Raw genomic sequence first — 17,566 nt, forward strand, 5'->3', positions numbered from 1 at the left:
GCCTCTTAATTTTTGGTCAATGCTTTGATGGGGTCTAACTTTGCCGCTTTGAAAGCCGGGTAAATTCCGGCAATCAATCCGATGATGGTTGAAACCCCCAATGACAACGCGATATAGAACACGGTAATCGTCATGGTCATCGGAGTAGTTGAACTGATGAGTGATGAAATCCCGGATGCCAGGAGTAATCCCAACACCCCGCCAAACGAGGTGAGCAGCGAGGATTCAATCATAAACTGCGTCAGGATTTGATTGCGGGTTGCACCCAGAGCTTTGCGAAGTCCGATTTCAAAGGTGCGCTCGGTAACGCTCACCAGCATAATGTTCATTACGACAATGCCGCCCACCAGCAGTGAAATCATGGTAATCGGCGTAATCACAATGGCGATTGCGCCGGTGAATTGATCGGCAGTTTCAGTAAATTGCTCGACATTCACCAATCCGAAATCATCATCTTCGTTGCCTTTTAACTTATGATAATTTCTCAGGGCAACGCGCGCCTGTTCGATGGTCTTTTCAAACGATTCGCGATTTTCGGCTTTGCCGTGGAGTTGTAAACTTTGCCGCCTGCCGAATAGTCTGCCAAAAGTGGTAATCGGAATATAGAGGTGATTATCGAGCGATTGTCCGAACATCGAACCGCGTTTTTCTTCGACGCCGACAACCGTCAAGGGAATGTCGCGAACTTTCAGTTCCTTACCAATCGGGTCGGTGCCCTCAAAAAATTTATCCTTCAAATCATAACCAATCACCACAACGTAAGAGGCGTGGTCAATTTCGTGGGGAACGAGAAAGCGTCCCTCGACGACGGTTTTGTCTTCGATTTCACCCATGTTCGCCGTGACCCCGGCGACCTGCGTGCCGAACAATTCCTGACCGTTGATTTTCAAATCGACGCGATCATTGACTTGCGCGCCAACCGCCGCGCAAAACGTGCATTGCTGTTGTAGCCACTCAAAATCTTCAAAGGTGAGTCGCTTGTTGCGCTTGTCCATGCGTTCCCACTCGTCATCACTCACTCTGCCATGCGTCACCATGCGGGCAATCATAAAATGGTTCGCGCCGAGCACTTTTGATACTTTATCGAGCACATAGGTTTTGAGTCCGCTGATTGCCGCGCCGACGACCACCACAGATGCCACTCCGATAATAATGCCGATGAGGGTTAAAAAGGCTCTGAGTTTATGAGCAAAGATTGATTGCAGGGCGATTTTCGTCGCATCTGTGTAAAAAGAGTAAAAACTCTTCATTGACTGCTTCCCTTAATTTCTGGATTTAGTTATAGACACCTCGCTGTACGGCAAGCGCCGGAAGAATGTTTAATTATTTTTTGTAATCAAGAAATCCACTTAACGCGACAGGCGTTTGAGTGACCGTTTGAGTACCGCCTGAATCGTCATCTCGCCATCTTCGCGCATCGCTGATGACACGGCTTTTTCAGCCAGTGGTTTCGGGTAGCCAAGCGCAATCAAAGCGGCAACCGTATCTTCCTGAATCGTCAAATCGGCAACCGTCGATTCGGGCATTGCGGCAAGCTCTTCTTCGGCAAGCGTGATTTTGCCGAGCTTATCACGCAATTCAACCACCACTCGTTCGGCAGTTTTACGACCGACACCGGGAATCGTGGTCAGTCGTCCGAGGTCATTTTTTTGAATCGCAGTGATGAGTTCCGGCGCTTGCATTCCTGAAAGCATGGTGATGGCGACTTTGGGACCGATGCCGCTCACACTCACCAATTTCAGAAAAAGTTCCTTATCGCGAGCCGTGGCAAATCCGTAAAGCAACAACGCATCTTCGCGAACGTGTGTATGAATTTTTAAAGTGACTTCCGAACCGATTTCTCCGAGAACATAAAAGGTGGTAATCGGAATGGTGACTTCATAGCCCACGCCCCCGACATCGATGATGGCATTGTTGGGCTGTTTCGAGGCGAGTTTTCCGGTCAGTTGTGCGATCAATTGCTATTTTCCTCCTGCTGCTTTTTGCCTGAGTTTACGCAAGCCTTTGATGGACTGTCAACGAAGTCATTGGGCATACTTTCAGGTGTGACAGGCGATTAACGTGTGCTAGAATTCCCCTTGATTCTAATCATAAAAATCACGACTGCCAGAACATATGAATAGGTTATCCGTAGGAGGAACATTTACCTTGTTTGAATCTTTGCGAACCTTTCTTCCGTCCGTTTTTCGTCGCAGCTTGGCAATTACCAGTTGGTTATTGGTTTTTACTTTGATGCCGCACTTCGCTTGGGTCGCGGCTCAGGAAGAAAAGAAACCGGTTGAACAAGAAAAAAAGCAGCCCGAAGATAAGAAAAAGCTGCAAGAGGAATTGAAGAAAGACACGACGAAAATCGCGTCTCCGAAAGAGGTCGAAAAAACCGGAAAGAAAGAGAAAGAGGCTGCCCCGCAAATCACGCCGGCAGAAGCCGTCGCCGAGTTTGTGATTATCGCTTATGGAACGCGCCCTGCGCTCAAAGCCGCGCGCGCCAACATTCAGGAAGAGGGCACCATTCGCCTGGCAACCGACCAGGGCGACATCACCGGCACATATCTGCTGCGGCAAACTATGCGCGAAAAATCCACTGATGATTTATTACGGGTTGATTTGGATTTGACCACTCCCGATTCGGCGCAACGCCAGGGCGCGGCAAGTTCGGTTAAATATGTCATCGCTTATAATGGCGCGTCGGTCTGGTCAGCACAAAATGCTCAATACATCAATCCGCGCCCCGAAGCCGAAGCCGCATTCAAAGCCCAACTCACACATGAATTCGCTGCATTGCTGCGGTATAAAGAGGATGGTTCAACACTGGAATTGAAAAAACCGGAAACCGTCGTCGGGGTTGAATGCAATGTGCTGGAAATGACTTCCAAGGATGGCTCAAAAACCACTTATTGGATAAGCGCCAAAACCTATCGCGTGGTTCACGCCGAATACACGGTTGCCTTAACCGAGGGACAACCGCCCGTGAAATACCGCATTTCATATTTTTATACGCCATTCAGAGTCGTACAAAATACCCTGGTTCCATCGCGGCGCGTGATGTATCAGGATGGCAAATTCGTTCAGGAAATCACCATCAATCAATTGAATTATTCGGTTAAACTTGACCCGGAAATTTTTTCTCACCTCCCTTAAAATACACCAATGCCGCAACGCTTTAACCATTCTGGTTTCGGTTAACGCATTGCGGCATCTGTTTACTTCGAGAAATAGTCTTCGATACTCAACCCGACATTTTCCTGAAAGCGTTCGGCAAGCGACGGAATATCATCCACCCGCTCATCAAGCGTAATTCTTTCCACGCGCCACATCGGGAAGAAGAGTTGCGTGAGTCCGATGTTTCGTTCACCCCGCGCCAGCATTCGCGTCCAATCATCAAAGGTGTTCAAATCAATGCCGCGCATATACACGCCCGCTTGATTGATTTCCTGAACCAATCCCCAGAGCTTTTCTCTCGGTGAATGGAGATAGATAATCACCGGCGCGTTTTGCCCGATGCCGACTTTTGCAGTTTCAGATTCTTCGCTCATAGGTTTTAAAACTCACCCTACAACTGACGCTCACAAACCACTGCTCAACGCAAAAATTTTCGTTGAGCAGTTTTTGACCGCCCATGCAAATTCATACCTACCGTTCAACAATCATCGCGATGCCTTGACCGCCGCCGATACATAGCGCCGCCAGCCCGCGTTTCGCGTCGCGTCGTTGCATCTCATAAAGCAAGGTTACAAGAATTCGCGCGCCGCTTGCGCCAATCGGATGACCGAGCGCAATCGCGCCGCCATTGACATTCACCTTCGCCGAATCGAGTCCAAGTTCGCTGACCACCGCGAGGCTTTGCGCCGCAAACGCTTCGTTGAGTTCAAACAAATCAATATCGCTCAAATTGAGATTGGCTTTTTCCAACGCCCGACGAATGGCGGGAACCGGACCCATGCCCATAATTCTCGGCTCAACCCCTGCCGAAGCATACGCGACAATGCGCGCTATCGGCGCAACCCCGGATTGCGCGGCTTGCCTGTCACTTGCAACCACCAACGCTGCTGCCCCGTCATTGATGCCCGAAGCATTGCCAGCGGTCACTGACCCGCCATCGCGTTTGAATGCCGGTTTGAGTTTGGCTAACGATTCCGCCGTGGTTGCGGCGCGCGGGCGTTCATCGGTTTGAAAGGCGACGGGGTCGCCTTTCTTTTGCGCCAGCATCACCGGGACGATTTCATCTTTGAATTTGCCATCGCCAATTGCCGCAAGGGCGCGCTGTTGACTTTCCGCAGAGAACGCATCCTGCGCTTCGCGGCTCACGCCAAATTGTTCAACGATATTTTCTGCGGTAATCCCCATGTGACAATGTTCCATCGCGCAGGTCAAACCTTCGGCAACCATATAATCGATGAGTTCGCCATTGCCCATGCGATAGCCCCAACGCGCATTTGCCAGCAAATAAGGCGCGCGACTCATGGATTCCATGCCACCGGCAACGATTAAATCGGCATCACCGGCATTGATGGCTTGCGCCGCAAGCGCGACGGCTTTGAGTCCCGACCCGCAAACTTTGTTGACCGCAAATGCCGGAACCGTTGCTGAAAGCCCAGCGGCAAGCGCCGCCTGACGCGCCGAGTTCATGCCGTTACCGGCTTGCAACACATTTCCCAGAATCACTTCCTGAACCTGACCACGTTCAATTCCCGCGCGTTCAATCGCGGCATTAATGACAAGACGTCCCAGTTCAGTAACCGGAACATCTTTTAACGACCCGCCAAATCCACCGATGGCGGTTCGCGCTGCACCAAGTATCACTGCTTTTGACATATCAACCCCATGATTTAAAAATATGATTACTTCCGATTTGGTTTGGTAACTTCAAACTCTTTGGTAACGGCTTCGCTCCATCGTCCGTCAGCTTTATTTTGAATAGCAACCTGAACCAATCCGGGAATGATTTCATCCGGCAATCGAACAATGAACATCTCGTTCAAACTGACAGAATAATCTGCAAACTTCAGAGTGAATTCTTTTCCTCCCTGAATAAAGCGTATGCGGAGATTGTTCGGGTCAAAATCGAGTCCAAATGCAGTTATTGTGACATAACGAGCATTCGGGTTGTATTCAGGGAAATCACGCCCCGCATCAATCGCCATTTGTCGCATCATGCGTAACGGCGATAAATCCTGATTAGTCGCTTCGTTCACTTTTTTAAGCGTGGGCGGCACCACTTCATTAACGATTTCCAGAGGAATGCTGTCACTCAAACCAGCCTGTTCTCCACGCGCCGGATTAAAAACTCTCAAGGTGACATTGCCGATCAATTCCTTTCCTATTCTTATGACTAAAAAAACCGGTAGCGATACATCCTGACCTGGCATAAACTCCGCCGAATTTCTTTCAGGCTTCAACACGATACGTTGAGAATTTTGCTCAAGGATGATTCGAGTTTCCATAGGGTTTGGAACCAATCTTTTAATATCATTAACAAACACCATTACCGATTGACCGACCCCGATTCGGGATTGACTCAAGGACATGATGACCGGCTTTAAGACTTCGGCTTTGGTAAAATCAGCAACCTCTATTTTTACCGAATCCGGTTCGCTGACAAAACCATGCGCACGTAATCGCACTTCCATTTCGGCTTCACCCGGAAGCAAATCAAGCGGCGTGGTTACGGTTACGATATATCGTGGCGCTCCAAAATTCATCTGTCTATCATCTATAAATTTCGGATCATTGCGTTCAACTCTGGCAAATACTTCACGTTTGATTGCGCTTTGTTTGAAAGTGACCAGAACGGCTGAATCAGGGGTTTCAGGATCAACGAGTGGCGTAAGGTTAATTTCTTCTTCCTGCCCTCGTTCAAAAATCGGTTTTGGAGGCGTTTTGCCGGGCAATTTGTTGGTCGGAAGGTTCTGAGGAATTTCAACTGTTTTCACAGCAAACCAAATCTTCGGAGTTAATGGTTTATTGACCACTTTAAATTGAAATTCATCGCTGCGTTTATCACGATAAATCACCACCGCCGTCGCCTCACCTTCTCTGAGACCTTGCGGCACGGTGAATAAAACTCCCTGAAAAGTTGCCAATTCGGCAGGAAGAGTTTCCTTATTCGGCTCAGAAGTTTTCTCAGCCGATGAATTCCTCTGTTGCAGAACTTTCATATTGAGCATCGTCGCAGCCGCAGAGCGAACCTTTGCTTGATAACTTACGCCTTCTTGCGTGACGACCACTTGAAAACGTTCGCTGGGAATCAAGGTCATCGGATTACTACTGATGCCATCAACATAGAGTTGCAGTAACTGACCGGGAAAAGCTTCCGCTGAGGTCACCTTTTTAACAATGCGAATTTCGCTTTTTTGAGCCAACGTAACTGACGAAAGAAATACGACAACTGGAAGAACAAGCAGAACTTTGTTTTTCACTCCTATACCTCCGCGAAGAAAATTAGGAAGCCTAAAATTTGACTAGCATTTTTGTGGAAAGATGATTTACCGGTCAAGGTGCATATAACATAATGACTCCAAACACATCGAATTATTTGGAGGTTACCCGCACGTTATCGAATAACTGATGACTTTGCGAATAACAGAAAAGCCCGATTTTTCCTTGCTTATATGACTGGTCACGCACTTCGCATAAAAGTTTGCCATCTTTGAAGGCGCGAATGATATCGCCGGTGGCTTCTACTTCAATAAAAATTTCTTTGCCCCGGTCGTAGCCTTTTTTATCTGACCAAAGCTCAGTGTAATCCGCGCCTTCGCGCTTGTCTAATCGCATCAAGGGACCGCCGCTCAGGGTATCATCGAGAAAAAACAATCGATAAAAATGGCTCTCATCTTTAAAGCGAACGACCACACCGAAGCCGTCATCATCTTCGGGCTTTGCCGTTACTGCCAAGCGATAGTCTGTCCAATCGGTGTCGCCCGCAACTATAAATGTGCCGTACCAGCGACCGAGAAAATCGCCGCGCTTGCCCCAGATGTTGCTGCGCTGGTGCAACCAGCCATCTTTTTCGACCCGCCAATTCGCGGGAATTTCGACCGTATCGGGGTCTTCGATGACTTGCCAATTGTCTAAATTGTTATCGTAAAATCGCTCATCAAGCAGCGGGCTTGAACAGGAGGATAGCAGGAGTAAAAAAATAACCAACAATGACAGGAGGGCGATTCGCATAGAACGTTAAACCCATCAGTCTGCGGCAAGCGACATGGCAGCGGGTTTTAAGGCGCGCAACCGTTCGACTTCGGTGATGCCTGATGGGTAGGCTTGATAGAGCGCAAAGGATTCAACATTGATGCAGGAGAGCGGGCTGTTTTCAAAGCCGCTGGTGTCAATGCCCACACAACTGCCGTGAATATAAATGCCAAATTTTCGTCGCCCGTCTTTTGGCAGGTAATGCGTCGGCGTGTGACCGAAAAAACAGAGTTTGCCGTGATAGTTCCTGAAAAAATCCATGTCGCGCGTCCATATCAAGACATCGGAATCAATCATCGACGGATGCTCGCCCGGCACCAGTCCCGCATGAACATAAATCGCCTGCTCGTCTTCATGATAAAACGGCAGGCTGTTACAGAAATCAATATGTTCCTGAGGAATTTTGATGTCCGAAATGTCTTCGATTTCCGATAAATTGATGCCATACGAAGCCAGGGTAATCTGTCCGCCATTTTCGGGAATCAACCATTGCAATTCGCCGTATTCCAGGCAATCGAGCATCATCTGTTCATGGTTTCCGCGTAAAACCACAACCTGGGGATTGGCTTCACAAAGTTCGATCACGCGACCGACAACGCCCGGCGAACTTATTCCCCGGTCAATCAAATCGCCGAGAAAAATAATTTTATCTTTTTTTAAATCCCAGGGGACATCGCGGATGAGTTGATCAAGTAAATCCAGTCTTCCGTGTATATCGCCAATCACAAATGTTGCCATCTCACTCCACCTTGAACCATCACTCACGAAACAGTAAATCACTGTTTCCAGTGCTAATCAAACCCTGAACCATTTAGGGGGCTTCAAGCAAGAAATCGTTAGCTGCTTGAAAAGCTTTCTGCAATTGCGAGAGGTCTTTGGTTTCGACACTTTTCTGAATCGCTTGCAGTTCGATTATAACCTCTGCAAGTGCAGAAGCAATATAATCCGTGTTCGCTTCAACGATGTCTTCCCATACAGACCAACTGCTTTGCGCCAGTCTCGACATATCGGCAAAGCCTCTTCCGGCAATGGTGAGTGCGGCTTTCCCTTGCGATTTTTCAACCGCCAGCGCCACAGCAATCGACAGCAACTGCGGCGCATGCGAAATGCGCGCGACCATTTCATCATGCTGTTCAGCCGTTAAAAGTATCGAACGACCGCCGATTGTTTGAACCACCCGTTTGATGTTTTCTAAGGCTTCTTTTGATGGCGGGCGCTGGTTATCGGCAACCATCACATAAGGCGCATGTTTAAATAAATCCGCACTGGCAAATTCGACGCCTACGCGGTGCGAACCCGCCATCGGATGCCCGCCAATAAATTGCACCCCGTCAGGCAAACACTCATTGGCGATTTTGCAAATGTCGCGTTTGGCGCTTCCGGCATCCGTCACCAAAGTTCCGGGTTTAATCAATTGCCCCTTTTCCTTAATAAAATCAATAATCGCGCTGACCGGAGCCGCCAGATAAATCAAGTCGGCATCGCTCACCTCGCCCTTTTCAAAGGCGTCATCAACGCCATCTATTACGTGATGCGTCAGCGCAGGTTCTAAAAATTTTTTATCGCCGCAACCGAAAATCTTTTCCGCCAGTCCCGCTTGTCTCAACGCCAGCGCAAATGAGCCGCCGATCAAGCCTACACCGAAAATCGTGACCTGTTTAAATAAACTCTCAGGTTGAGTTTGAGTCGGCGATTTCACAGCGCGTTTGATTTTTTTTACCGAAGGTCCGCTGATCCTGACGATATCTTTGACGCCCGGTAAAACTTCAAGGGTTTCCACATCCGAGGCTCTGACTTCCCGCGAACCGACCGCCCCCAGAATCGTATAACGCGCGCCGGTGGTGCGATAAATATCGAAACCCAGTTCAATAATTTTTTCCAAAACCTGAGAGACCTGCGCTTCTGTGGCGGTCTCTTCCATAACCACAATCATTACTTTTCCTCTTCCGCTTCGTTTATTGCATTCGCGTTCAATTCCGGCAAATGCGGCTCATCTTTTTCGCGTTCCATGGTGATGCGTTCAAGGGTTCGCGATTCGTCAATGATGCGTTCAAAGAGGCGACGAATGGCGCCGCCATCAAGCGGTCCCGGATTAATGCCGGTGACGTGGCGAATCACTTCAGCTTCGCGGGTCGGTGAATAGACCGGGATTCCCAATTCGTGTTTGATACGTCCGATTTCCAGCGCACATTGCGAGCGCCGGTTCAGGAGTTTGACCAACTCTTCATCAAGTCTATCGATTTCGTCACGCCAATCACTGATGTCCAATTCAACCCTCAATCATTTCGGTAAAATCAAAACTTCGCTTTAAAAATTCCAGCGCATCAGCACGCGCTTATCAAGTGGCAATTGGTTTTCGGCTTCTTCGCGACGAATTGTTTTGAACGGTTCCGTCAATTCATCATCACCAAGAATTCTGAAACCCAGTTTTTCATAAAACGGCGCATTCCACGCGACATCCATAAATGTCGATAAAGTAATCGCCGAAAACCCTGCTGAGTTTGCCCAATCACCAACTGCAAAAATCAACCTTGTTCCCAACCCTTTTCTGCCGTGTTCGGGAACGACATCCAATTCGTGCAGGTAAACTTCATCGTCTAAAATTCGCACCGCCGCAAACCCTACCGGATGATTCTCGCAATCGACAACTACCCATAAAAGATTTTCCTGTTGTCGCGCCTTATAAAACTCAAGCGAATGGGGTTCGCTATCGACCAGATAATCATAAGGCGTCTCGCGAAAAAGTTTTGCCGCCGCACATTCGATTTCCGGCATCCGCATCACTTCATCAAGTTCCGCCAGGCGAATGGTATATTCGGAAATCGCCATCCTACTGCACACCTCTCAGAGAAACCAACCGCTGAGTTAGCTCGCCAACTTTTTCAATCAACGATTCATGGTGTCCATATTTTTCGATTTCGGCGACAAGGCGACTGCCGACCACCGCGGCATCGGCGTGTTGCCAGACTTCGGCAACTTGTTCGGGAGTTGAAACGCCAAATCCTACGGCAACCGGCAAATCCGTAAAACGTCGCACACGCCCCACCAGACTTGCCGCCGACTCCGATAAACTCTGTTGCACCCCCGTGACTCCGGTTCGCGATACCGCATAGACAAACCCGGTGCAAACGTCAGCGATTAATTTCAAGCGGGCATCGGTGCTCGTCGGCGCGACCAAAAATATCGTATCAATGTTGGCTTCACGCATCTGTTTGATGTATTCACCGGCTTCTTCGGGCACGAGGTCGGTTATCAACACCCCATCAACTTCGGCTTCACTTAATTCCTTACCCATATTGTCCAGTGATAACAACGGGTTCAAATAGCTGAAGAGCACAATCGGCACATCGCAATGCCGGCGAATGCGTTTGACTAGGTTGAGACAATCGCGCACGCTCACTTGATTCAACAAGGCGCGCTCCGAAGCCCGTTGAATCACCACTCCATCCGCCATCGGGTCGGAAAACGGCACCCCGAGTTCGATAATATCCGCGCCGGTTTTCGCGAGTTCGAGAATGATTTTTTCTGTCGCTTCGAGATTCGGATCGCCCGCCGTGATATAAGGAATAAACGCCTGGCGTTTCGCTTTTTTCAACGCTGCAAATCTTGTTTTAATTCTGCTCATTTTCTAACGTCTCAATACAACATTTAAAAAATTAAACTGGCAATCTGAAATTAATCCGAATCACCATTCGCACTTGCTTACAATTTTTAATTGCGTCTTTTGCATCAGATTTAGTGGCTGTAATTCCCGGATAGCGATAGGCAACAGCAAATGGATTAAGGTAAATCAAAAATGGTTGCAAGACTACCCAATTTGGCTCCGAAGGTAAAATCAGTTGATGCAAAACCAATAAATCATGGGTTCTTCCAAAAGGAATTCCAGCTTCTTCCAATCCGGCTTTCAGATATTTTTCGGCACATTGTTGAGCATGAAAAACCGCCGCGTCATAGCTTGGATGTTTACGGGCGCGATAGCTCATATTGGCAACGTGCCAATCCTCTTCTGCCTTGTTTATCCATTCAAGCGTGGTCTTTTTCATACATCACCTTTCCACGCTCAAGGATTTCTCGAATAAACCGGTCGCCTATCTGTAATCTCTCGGAAATTTGTTCTGTAGTTCGCACCAGCAAATCCAGAGGCAAGATTCCTACCGTGTTAATGATGTGCGAGAGTAACTCAGACGCCTGGCGAAACGGGCTTCCTTCAAACGGCATCACAATTAACAAATCAACATCCGAATCAAGCGTCGGTTTACCATAAGCAAACGAACCAAACAGGACGATTTTTTCAGGCTTAAATTTGTTGACGATAGCTTGGCAAACCGCTTGAATTTGTTTGCGACGTTGACCCAAACTGATTCCTATTACAGATTCATCAGGTAATTCGGCAGTGCGATAATTTCGGTTCAACTGGCGGCTCATTGGAATCACTCCATTGTCAATCAGTCATTTTGGCTTTTACGTTGTTTGCCGTGCTATTAAGGAATAAACGCCTGGCGTTTCGCTTTTTTCAACGCTGCAAATCTGGCTTCGATTCGTGTCATCGTTTGATTGGAGCGGGAATTTGTTAAAACGCCTTCCACTCCCCTTCTCCCCTTCACCCTTTCTCCCCTTCTTCCAATAGTGGCATCACGGTATTGACATCTTTATCGCCGCGCCCCGAAAGATTGACAACGATGATTTCATCGCGCTTCATCTTAGGCGCGGTCTTAATCACTTCGGCTACGGCGTGGGCGCTTTCCAGCGCCGGAATGATGCCTTCGAGTTTCGCCAGAAGTTGAAACGCCGCTAATGCCTCTTCATCATTTGCCGAAGTATAAGCGATGCGTTCAGCGTCATGCAGGTAAGCGTGTTCGGGCCCGATTGCCGAATAATCCAGTCCTGCGGAAATCGAATGCGTCAGCGCGATTTGTCCCGCCTCATCCTGCAAAATATAACTGCGCGTCCCTTGCAACACGCCGGGTTTTCCGCCGCTGAAACGCGCCGCGTGTTCGCCCAGTTTGATTTCGCGTCCGCCCGCCTCGACGCCGAGCATTCTCACATCTTCATCTTTAATGAATTCGTAAAACAGCCCGATGGCATTGCTGCCGCCACCGACGCAGGCAATCAATAAATCAGGCAATCGCCCTTCGGCTTGCAAAATCTGTTCGCGCGCTTCGCGTCCAATCACCGATTGAAAATCCCTGACCATCATCGGGTAAGGGTGCGGACCCAGGGCTGAACCTAATAAATAATAGGTATCCCCGACATTCGTAACCCAATCGCGCAACGCTTCATTGATGGCGTCTTTCAATGTCCGGCTGCCCGCATCAACGCCGACGACATCCGCACCGAGCAGTCGCATGCGAAAAACATTCAACTCCTGACGGCGCATATCTTCGGTGCCCATATAAACCACACATTGCAGATTCATCAATGCGCACACGGTCGCCGTCGCCACGCCATGTTGTCCCGCGCCGGTTTCGGCAATGATGCGCGGTTTGTTCATGCGCCGCGCCAGTAACGCCTGTCCAATAGCGTTGTTGATTTTATGCGCGCCGGTGTGACAGAGGTCTTCGCGTTTGAGATAAATTTTCGCGCCGCCGAGATAGTTGGTTAAGCGTTCGGCAAACATTAACGGCGTCGCTCTGCCGACAAACTTAGAAAGCAGATTGTTGAATTCCGCCTGAAACCCGGTGTCCTGTTTTGCCGCTTCATAAGCTACGGTCAACGCTTCGAGCGGCTGCATCAAGGTTTCCGGGACAAAGCGCCCGCCGTATTGCCCAAAATGACCGCCTGCATCCGGTAAGTGATAATTATTCATGCTTTATTACTGCGCTTTTTGATTAATTTCGTCAAAATTTCGTTACTTTTTTTTAAGAACAGTGATATAACTCGCCTGCTATTTAACAGCCTGTCATCACCTGCAAAACGAAGGCTGGATTATAGCATAGAAGTCCGAAAGTGGAATTCACAGCAACACGATAAACAGCCGTTTCATTGACAATCTTATTATGTGGGCTTGCAATTTTGCACAATCGTTTTTCTCACCCGACGTTCGGCAAACTTTTTGGTCAAGAACTATCTGTATCTTTTTATGTATCCCTTCGGGAGGCGCATTGCTGGCTAAAGTATACGGCATCGCGTCAATGAAAACCGTAACCCTTTATTTGATGTTGCCCGGCATGGTCGTCTTACTCACCTTCTGGATTTGGGCAATCAAATCAGGACAGTCACAACTAAGCAGAGATTTAATCATCGGCTTTTTAGGTGGGCTTGCCGGAACCATTGCTTACGACCTGGCGCGTGTGCCGTTCACATTTTCGGGGCAACGGATTTTTGCGCCCATCAGCGCCTATGGAATTTGGTTGTTAGATAGCGCCACATCTTCACGCCTGACCGAACTGGTCGGTTGGTCATATCATTTCTCGAACGGCATCACCTTCGGCATCATGTATGCTTTGCTGAGTCCGGGTCGCCATTTTGTTTATGCAATCATCTGGGCAGGTTTACTGGAAACCATCGCCATCCTTTCTCCGTTTGCAACTATTTTTCACCTGTCGGGAAATTATCAGGCAATCGCCATCGCCTACTTAGGACACCTGGCTTACGGGTTGCCTTTGGGTTTGATGATACAAAAGCCGGAAAAAACCTGGAATTTTACCAATCAGTACCGGTATGTTTTGCTGGCGAGCCTTTCAATGGCAACGGCGATGGCGGCGCTTTGGTTGCTGACTGCGCCCTCAATGCGCGAACGCGATGCGCGGGTGCAACCGCAAACCTTTCGCGTCGAGGGCAAGGCGCTAAATCCCGACTGGCTTCGTATAGAAAACCATGAGCAGATAAAAATTGATAATTCGCAAAGCGACGCGATTTCCGTGCGCGTCAAACAGACCAACCAAACGATGCAGGTCGAAAGCGAGCAAGTTGTGCCGATGCGATTTGAGAAGACGGGCATTTATCAAATCTTTATTGAAACCGATGCGATGACGAGAAGCAGTTTTATCATTGTCGAACCGGTTGAAATTAACAAATAGTCCAAAGGAGAAATCCGGTGGCTAATTGTGCGCGTTGTGGCGCTCCACTCAAACCCAATAAAAAGTTCTGCACGAAATGTGGCTTGCCGGTTGCGCCACCCATCGCGCCACAGGAAAAGTTCGTTGATGCTCAACCGACCAGACCGCCTGACCAAACGTCTGCGCCCGGCAATCTGCCACAGGCTTTTTGTATAAAATGCGGCGCGCCTTTAAAAGCCAATACCAGATTTTGTACGCGCTGCGGTGAACCGACATTAATCGTTGCGCCGCCCGGTTATTCTGTGCCCCAGCCATATGCTTCACCAACACCTCAACCTTTCCCTGCACAAAGCCATCTCGGACAGCAACAATTTGGTAAGCAACCCGTCCCGCATATTCAACCGGGCGCGCCCGTTGAGCAACCGGAGTTTAAAATCAAACCTTCGGGCAGGGTTATTCAACGCGAAGGTTTTCCTTTAAGGTTTGTTGCGGCAATCATTGATGGAGTGATTACTACGGTTCTGGTTTTCGCTCTCACTTTGGCGACAGGGCTTTTATGGATTTCCCCGGTCATTATTGGCGCTTATTATTTCATCGAGGTGTTATTTGGCTACACCATAGGCAAACGCCTGCTGGGTTTGATGGTTTTGGGCGCGGAAGGCGCTGACAACTCCACTGCAAACCTTTATCCATCGGCGACCGGCGCGCACTTGCCGCCCTTTGAAGTTACCCATGACGCCTTGAAGCGTCGTTGGCAATTAAAGGTCGGCATTATTTGTCTATGCAATCTGCTGATTACTTTACTTGGGCAACTCCAAGCGCCTGACCCGGTGCGCTGGCTTTTGTTATTACCCGGAATCATTTCGTTTTTTGCCAGCCTTTCGATTTTTGGCGCTGCCAAACAAACCTATTACGATAAATTGTCCAAAACTGCGGTATTCAAGGTTGATTTTCAAAGCGCCCCGCAAACCGCTAGACCGGGCAAAAATTTCATCACCACTTTTTTTGAAAGCCTCAGCCGTTTTATTAAAACCAATTCCGGCATATTCGATAAACACGGACGCTTTTCCGTCGCAGGGCTATTGTTGCTTCCTTTCAGAATTATTAAAGCGCGATTTAAAGCCTTCGTGCGCGGCTTTCTCATCGGCGCGATCATCCATTTTCTGGCGGTCGGTCTAAGCGGCGGTTTCGATGATGTCGCCGCCAATCCGCTGGCGAGTCTGTTGATTCCCACCACCAGTTCAATCTATTTTCCGCTGGCATCGGTTCTATGGATGATTGGCTCGATGGCGTTTTCATACATTCGAGCGAGCCGTTCAAAAACCAAAGCCCCACCGCTTAAATTTGCCGCATCAACCTTGATTCCTCTCTTCATCAGCATCGGCTGGTATCTGTTGCTGGCTAAACTGGGGCTTGCAGATGACGGCGGCTTATCGGAAATTGCCTCAGACCCAACGAATATTATCAATCAAGGCGGAGCAAACTTAGCCGGTCAAAGCGCCGGGCTTGGCGGCGTGCCAACCGGACTGGGCACCGCCATTGGCAACGCCATCCCTCCGGAGGTCAACGAAGAGCCGCCGGGTGACAAGAGCCGAGAGCCTTCTTATTACGCAAGTTCTCAAGCCTCCGATGCTTCATCAATGAGTCCTTCCTGGCAGTCGAGTATCAGTCCTTCCGGGATGGCTTCATCCGAGTCGCTGTCAAGCGGGTCATCCGATTCCTTGAGTTCCGATTCATCAGCTTTAAGCTCGTCGGGGCTTTCATCATCAAGCAGTTTGAGTTCTTCATCAGATAGTTTGTCATCGAGTCTCAGTTCCTCATCAGACAGTTTGTCTTCGAGTCTCAGCTCAACTTCCGACAGCAGCCTTTCATCATCCGATGTGAGCAGTTCGTCATCTGATAGTTCCGTCGTATCATCAGATTCTTCAACCTCTGGTTCGTGGGAGAGTTCGGCATCAAGTTTATCGGAGAGTTCTTCACCGGCAGCGAGCGAAAGTTCAAGTTCCGGTCCCTTGCTCTGGATAATCAGCATGACCGTTATCCCCACTCGTATAGAGAGGGGATATGATGATCCGGTGTGGGGACCGACGGTTTATTACACCTTTGACATCACCATGCCCTACATCAATAACACCGGCGATGATGTATTTTTCTCAGGGGATTCCTATACCGGCGGCAATATGTCCGACCATGAGCAGATCGACCCGAAAACCATTTTCAGTTCAACCGTGCATACCCGTTGGAGCTATTATCTGGGCAAAGGTCAACCGGTGGTTTTCAAGTATCACATCATCGGGCGAGATGGCATACGCAGCAACACCGTCACCTGGTCATGGCGTAGGGGCGATGCGATACCCGCGCCGCCGTCTTCATCAGCAAGCCCATCCGCGGAGCCTTCCAGTTCATCGCTTTCGCCAAGCCCGTCTTCTTCAGAATCGAGTTCTCTATCATCCGAAAGTTCTTCATCTTTGAGTTCAGCTTCGGAAAGTTCTTCATCGGAAAGTTCATCTTCAGAGATACAGTCTTCGAGTTCATCTTCAGAGAGTTCAAGTTCGGAATCATCCGCTTCATCGTCGGAAAGTGCTTCATCCGAAAGTTCATCTTCGGAGAGTTCAGCGTCATACAGTTCATCGGCTGGTTCGAGTTCAGAAAGTTCCAGCCCATCCGCTTCAAGCGAATCTTCATCATCTTCCGCTGCATCATCTGAAAGTCCTATCAGTGAGGATGAGTTGCGCCGCAACATTATCAATGCCATGAATCGGGCGAACCAGACCATCGGTTATGACGGGCACTTAGACCCGAATTTTTGGGACAATCAAGGGTGGGTGAATTGGACATTAAAACCCGGCGTCAAACCCAGTGATGCCATTGAAGCGATTTTCCGCAATGGCTCCGGCAGTAAGATGGAATGCCTTTCGGCAATATCAGCCATTTATTACAAAGCCATTTTAGATACCATCGGTGCGGACAAATTCAATGCTCTTTTCAAGAACGGCATGGAAGTATCAACCCAAAGCCCGGTTTTCAATTTCTTCAACACCAAAGACCCCAGTGCGCCATTGGAACCCGGTGACTGGTGCTATATTAAAGGACACCCGGATTATCACTCGGAAGATTTTAGAAAGGCTTTCGGCAAAGACGTCGGCGCGTGGCAGGGCGAGAATGCCATCTACCTGGGCAATGGAAAATACACCGGGCTGGGTTTACAGGAAATGACCGAGGACGAAATGAAGCAGGAGATGTTAAAAGCCTACAACGATAAAGTTGATATGTATAACCGAACCTCTTATGGACGAGCGCACCCGAAAACCCATGCTTCGATAAATGAAATAACCGGACTTCTGCGGAATAACGTGTTTGAGCCGGCAATCTGAGATTGC

Annotated in this window: 17 protein-coding genes; 3 read left to right on the top strand and 14 right to left on the bottom strand. The window is 48.9% G+C overall.

Annotation, left to right across the window (positions count from 1 at the left end):
* Positions 1–5: 5 nt before the first annotated feature.
* Positions 6–1,250 carry an ABC transporter permease gene (locus AB1757_21870; GenBank protein ID MEW6129702.1) on the bottom strand — a complete coding sequence of 415 codons (1,245 nt, stop codon included), beginning with the start codon at positions 1,248–1,250 and terminating at the stop codon, positions 6–8.
* 99 nt (positions 1,251–1,349) lie between these two features.
* On the bottom strand, positions 1,350–1,958 hold the full coding sequence (gene ruvA, locus AB1757_21875) for a Holliday junction branch migration protein RuvA (GenBank protein MEW6129703.1): 609 nt from the start codon (positions 1,956–1,958) through the stop codon (positions 1,350–1,352).
* A gap of 190 nt (positions 1,959–2,148) precedes the next feature.
* Here ruvA and AB1757_21880 point away from each other — a divergent pair, with 190 nt between their 5' ends.
* The gene (locus tag AB1757_21880) at positions 2,149–3,138 is read left to right on the top strand and encodes a hypothetical protein (protein ID MEW6129704.1); all 990 of its coding nucleotides are present in this window, start codon (positions 2,149–2,151) and stop codon (positions 3,136–3,138) included.
* A gap of 62 nt (positions 3,139–3,200) precedes the next feature.
* Here the strand turns inward: AB1757_21880 and AB1757_21885 are convergent, their stop codons facing one another.
* The 12 genes from AB1757_21885 to trpB all read right to left on the bottom strand — a co-directional run bounded on the left by AB1757_21885 (position 3,201) and on the right by trpB (position 12,994).
* Complete coding sequence (locus tag AB1757_21885) at positions 3,201–3,533, bottom strand: hypothetical protein (protein ID MEW6129705.1); 333 nt, start codon at positions 3,531–3,533, stop codon at positions 3,201–3,203.
* A 97-nt stretch (positions 3,534–3,630) separates the two neighbouring features.
* On the bottom strand, positions 3,631–4,812 hold the full coding sequence (locus AB1757_21890; protein ID MEW6129706.1) for an acetyl-CoA C-acetyltransferase: 1,182 nt from the start codon (positions 4,810–4,812) through the stop codon (positions 3,631–3,633).
* A gap of 26 nt (positions 4,813–4,838) precedes the next feature.
* On the bottom strand, positions 4,839–6,416 hold the full coding sequence (locus AB1757_21895) for a hypothetical protein (protein ID MEW6129707.1): 1,578 nt from the start codon (positions 6,414–6,416) through the stop codon (positions 4,839–4,841).
* A gap of 112 nt (positions 6,417–6,528) precedes the next feature.
* On the bottom strand, positions 6,529–7,167 hold the full coding sequence (locus tag AB1757_21900; protein MEW6129708.1) for a hypothetical protein: 639 nt from the start codon (positions 7,165–7,167) through the stop codon (positions 6,529–6,531).
* Positions 7,168–7,182: 15 nt separating this feature from the next.
* Entirely contained in the window at positions 7,183–7,926 is a 744-nt protein-coding gene (locus tag AB1757_21905) for a metallophosphoesterase (protein MEW6129709.1), read from the bottom strand.
* A gap of 73 nt (positions 7,927–7,999) precedes the next feature.
* The gene (locus tag AB1757_21910; GenBank protein MEW6129710.1) at positions 8,000–9,121 is read right to left on the bottom strand and encodes a prephenate dehydrogenase/arogenate dehydrogenase family protein; all 1,122 of its coding nucleotides are present in this window, start codon (positions 9,119–9,121) and stop codon (positions 8,000–8,002) included.
* Complete coding sequence (pheA, locus tag AB1757_21915) at positions 9,121–9,456, bottom strand: chorismate mutase (protein MEW6129711.1); 336 nt, start codon at positions 9,454–9,456, stop codon at positions 9,121–9,123. Before pheA ends, AB1757_21910 begins: the two co-directional genes overlap by 1 nt.
* 39 nt (positions 9,457–9,495) lie before the next feature.
* The gene (locus AB1757_21920; protein ID MEW6129712.1) at positions 9,496–10,017 is read right to left on the bottom strand and encodes a GNAT family N-acetyltransferase; all 522 of its coding nucleotides are present in this window, start codon (positions 10,015–10,017) and stop codon (positions 9,496–9,498) included.
* 1 nt (position 10,018) lies between these two features.
* Entirely contained in the window at positions 10,019–10,813 is a 795-nt protein-coding gene (gene trpA, locus AB1757_21925; protein MEW6129713.1) for a tryptophan synthase subunit alpha, read from the bottom strand.
* A 31-nt stretch (positions 10,814–10,844) separates the two neighbouring features.
* Positions 10,845–11,231 (bottom strand): HEPN domain-containing protein, encoded by a 387-nt coding sequence (locus tag AB1757_21930; GenBank protein ID MEW6129714.1) that lies wholly within the window; start codon positions 11,229–11,231, stop codon positions 10,845–10,847.
* The gene (locus tag AB1757_21935; GenBank protein ID MEW6129715.1) at positions 11,212–11,613 is read right to left on the bottom strand and encodes a nucleotidyltransferase domain-containing protein; all 402 of its coding nucleotides are present in this window, start codon (positions 11,611–11,613) and stop codon (positions 11,212–11,214) included. The genes AB1757_21930 and AB1757_21935 overlap by 20 nt, the downstream gene beginning before the upstream one ends.
* Before the next feature lie 175 nt (positions 11,614–11,788).
* Positions 11,789–12,994: a tryptophan synthase subunit beta gene (gene trpB / locus AB1757_21940; protein MEW6129716.1), complete on the bottom strand. Its 1,206-nt coding sequence runs from the start codon at positions 12,992–12,994 to the stop codon at positions 11,789–11,791.
* 295 nt (positions 12,995–13,289) lie between these two features.
* Between trpB and AB1757_21945 the strand changes: the two genes are divergently transcribed.
* Together AB1757_21945 and AB1757_21950 are read left to right on the top strand one after the other, a co-directional pair.
* The gene (locus AB1757_21945) at positions 13,290–14,207 is read left to right on the top strand and encodes a hypothetical protein (GenBank protein ID MEW6129717.1); all 918 of its coding nucleotides are present in this window, start codon (positions 13,290–13,292) and stop codon (positions 14,205–14,207) included.
* A 17-nt stretch (positions 14,208–14,224) separates the two neighbouring features.
* A complete protein-coding gene (locus AB1757_21950; GenBank protein ID MEW6129718.1) occupies positions 14,225–17,560 on the top strand; it encodes a zinc ribbon domain-containing protein in 3,336 nt (1,111 codons plus the stop codon).
* Positions 17,561–17,566 lie beyond the last annotated feature (6 nt).

This window comes from Acidobacteriota bacterium (genome assembly GCA_040754075.1).
Lineage (GTDB): Bacteria > Acidobacteriota > Blastocatellia > UBA7656 > UBA7656 > JBFMDH01.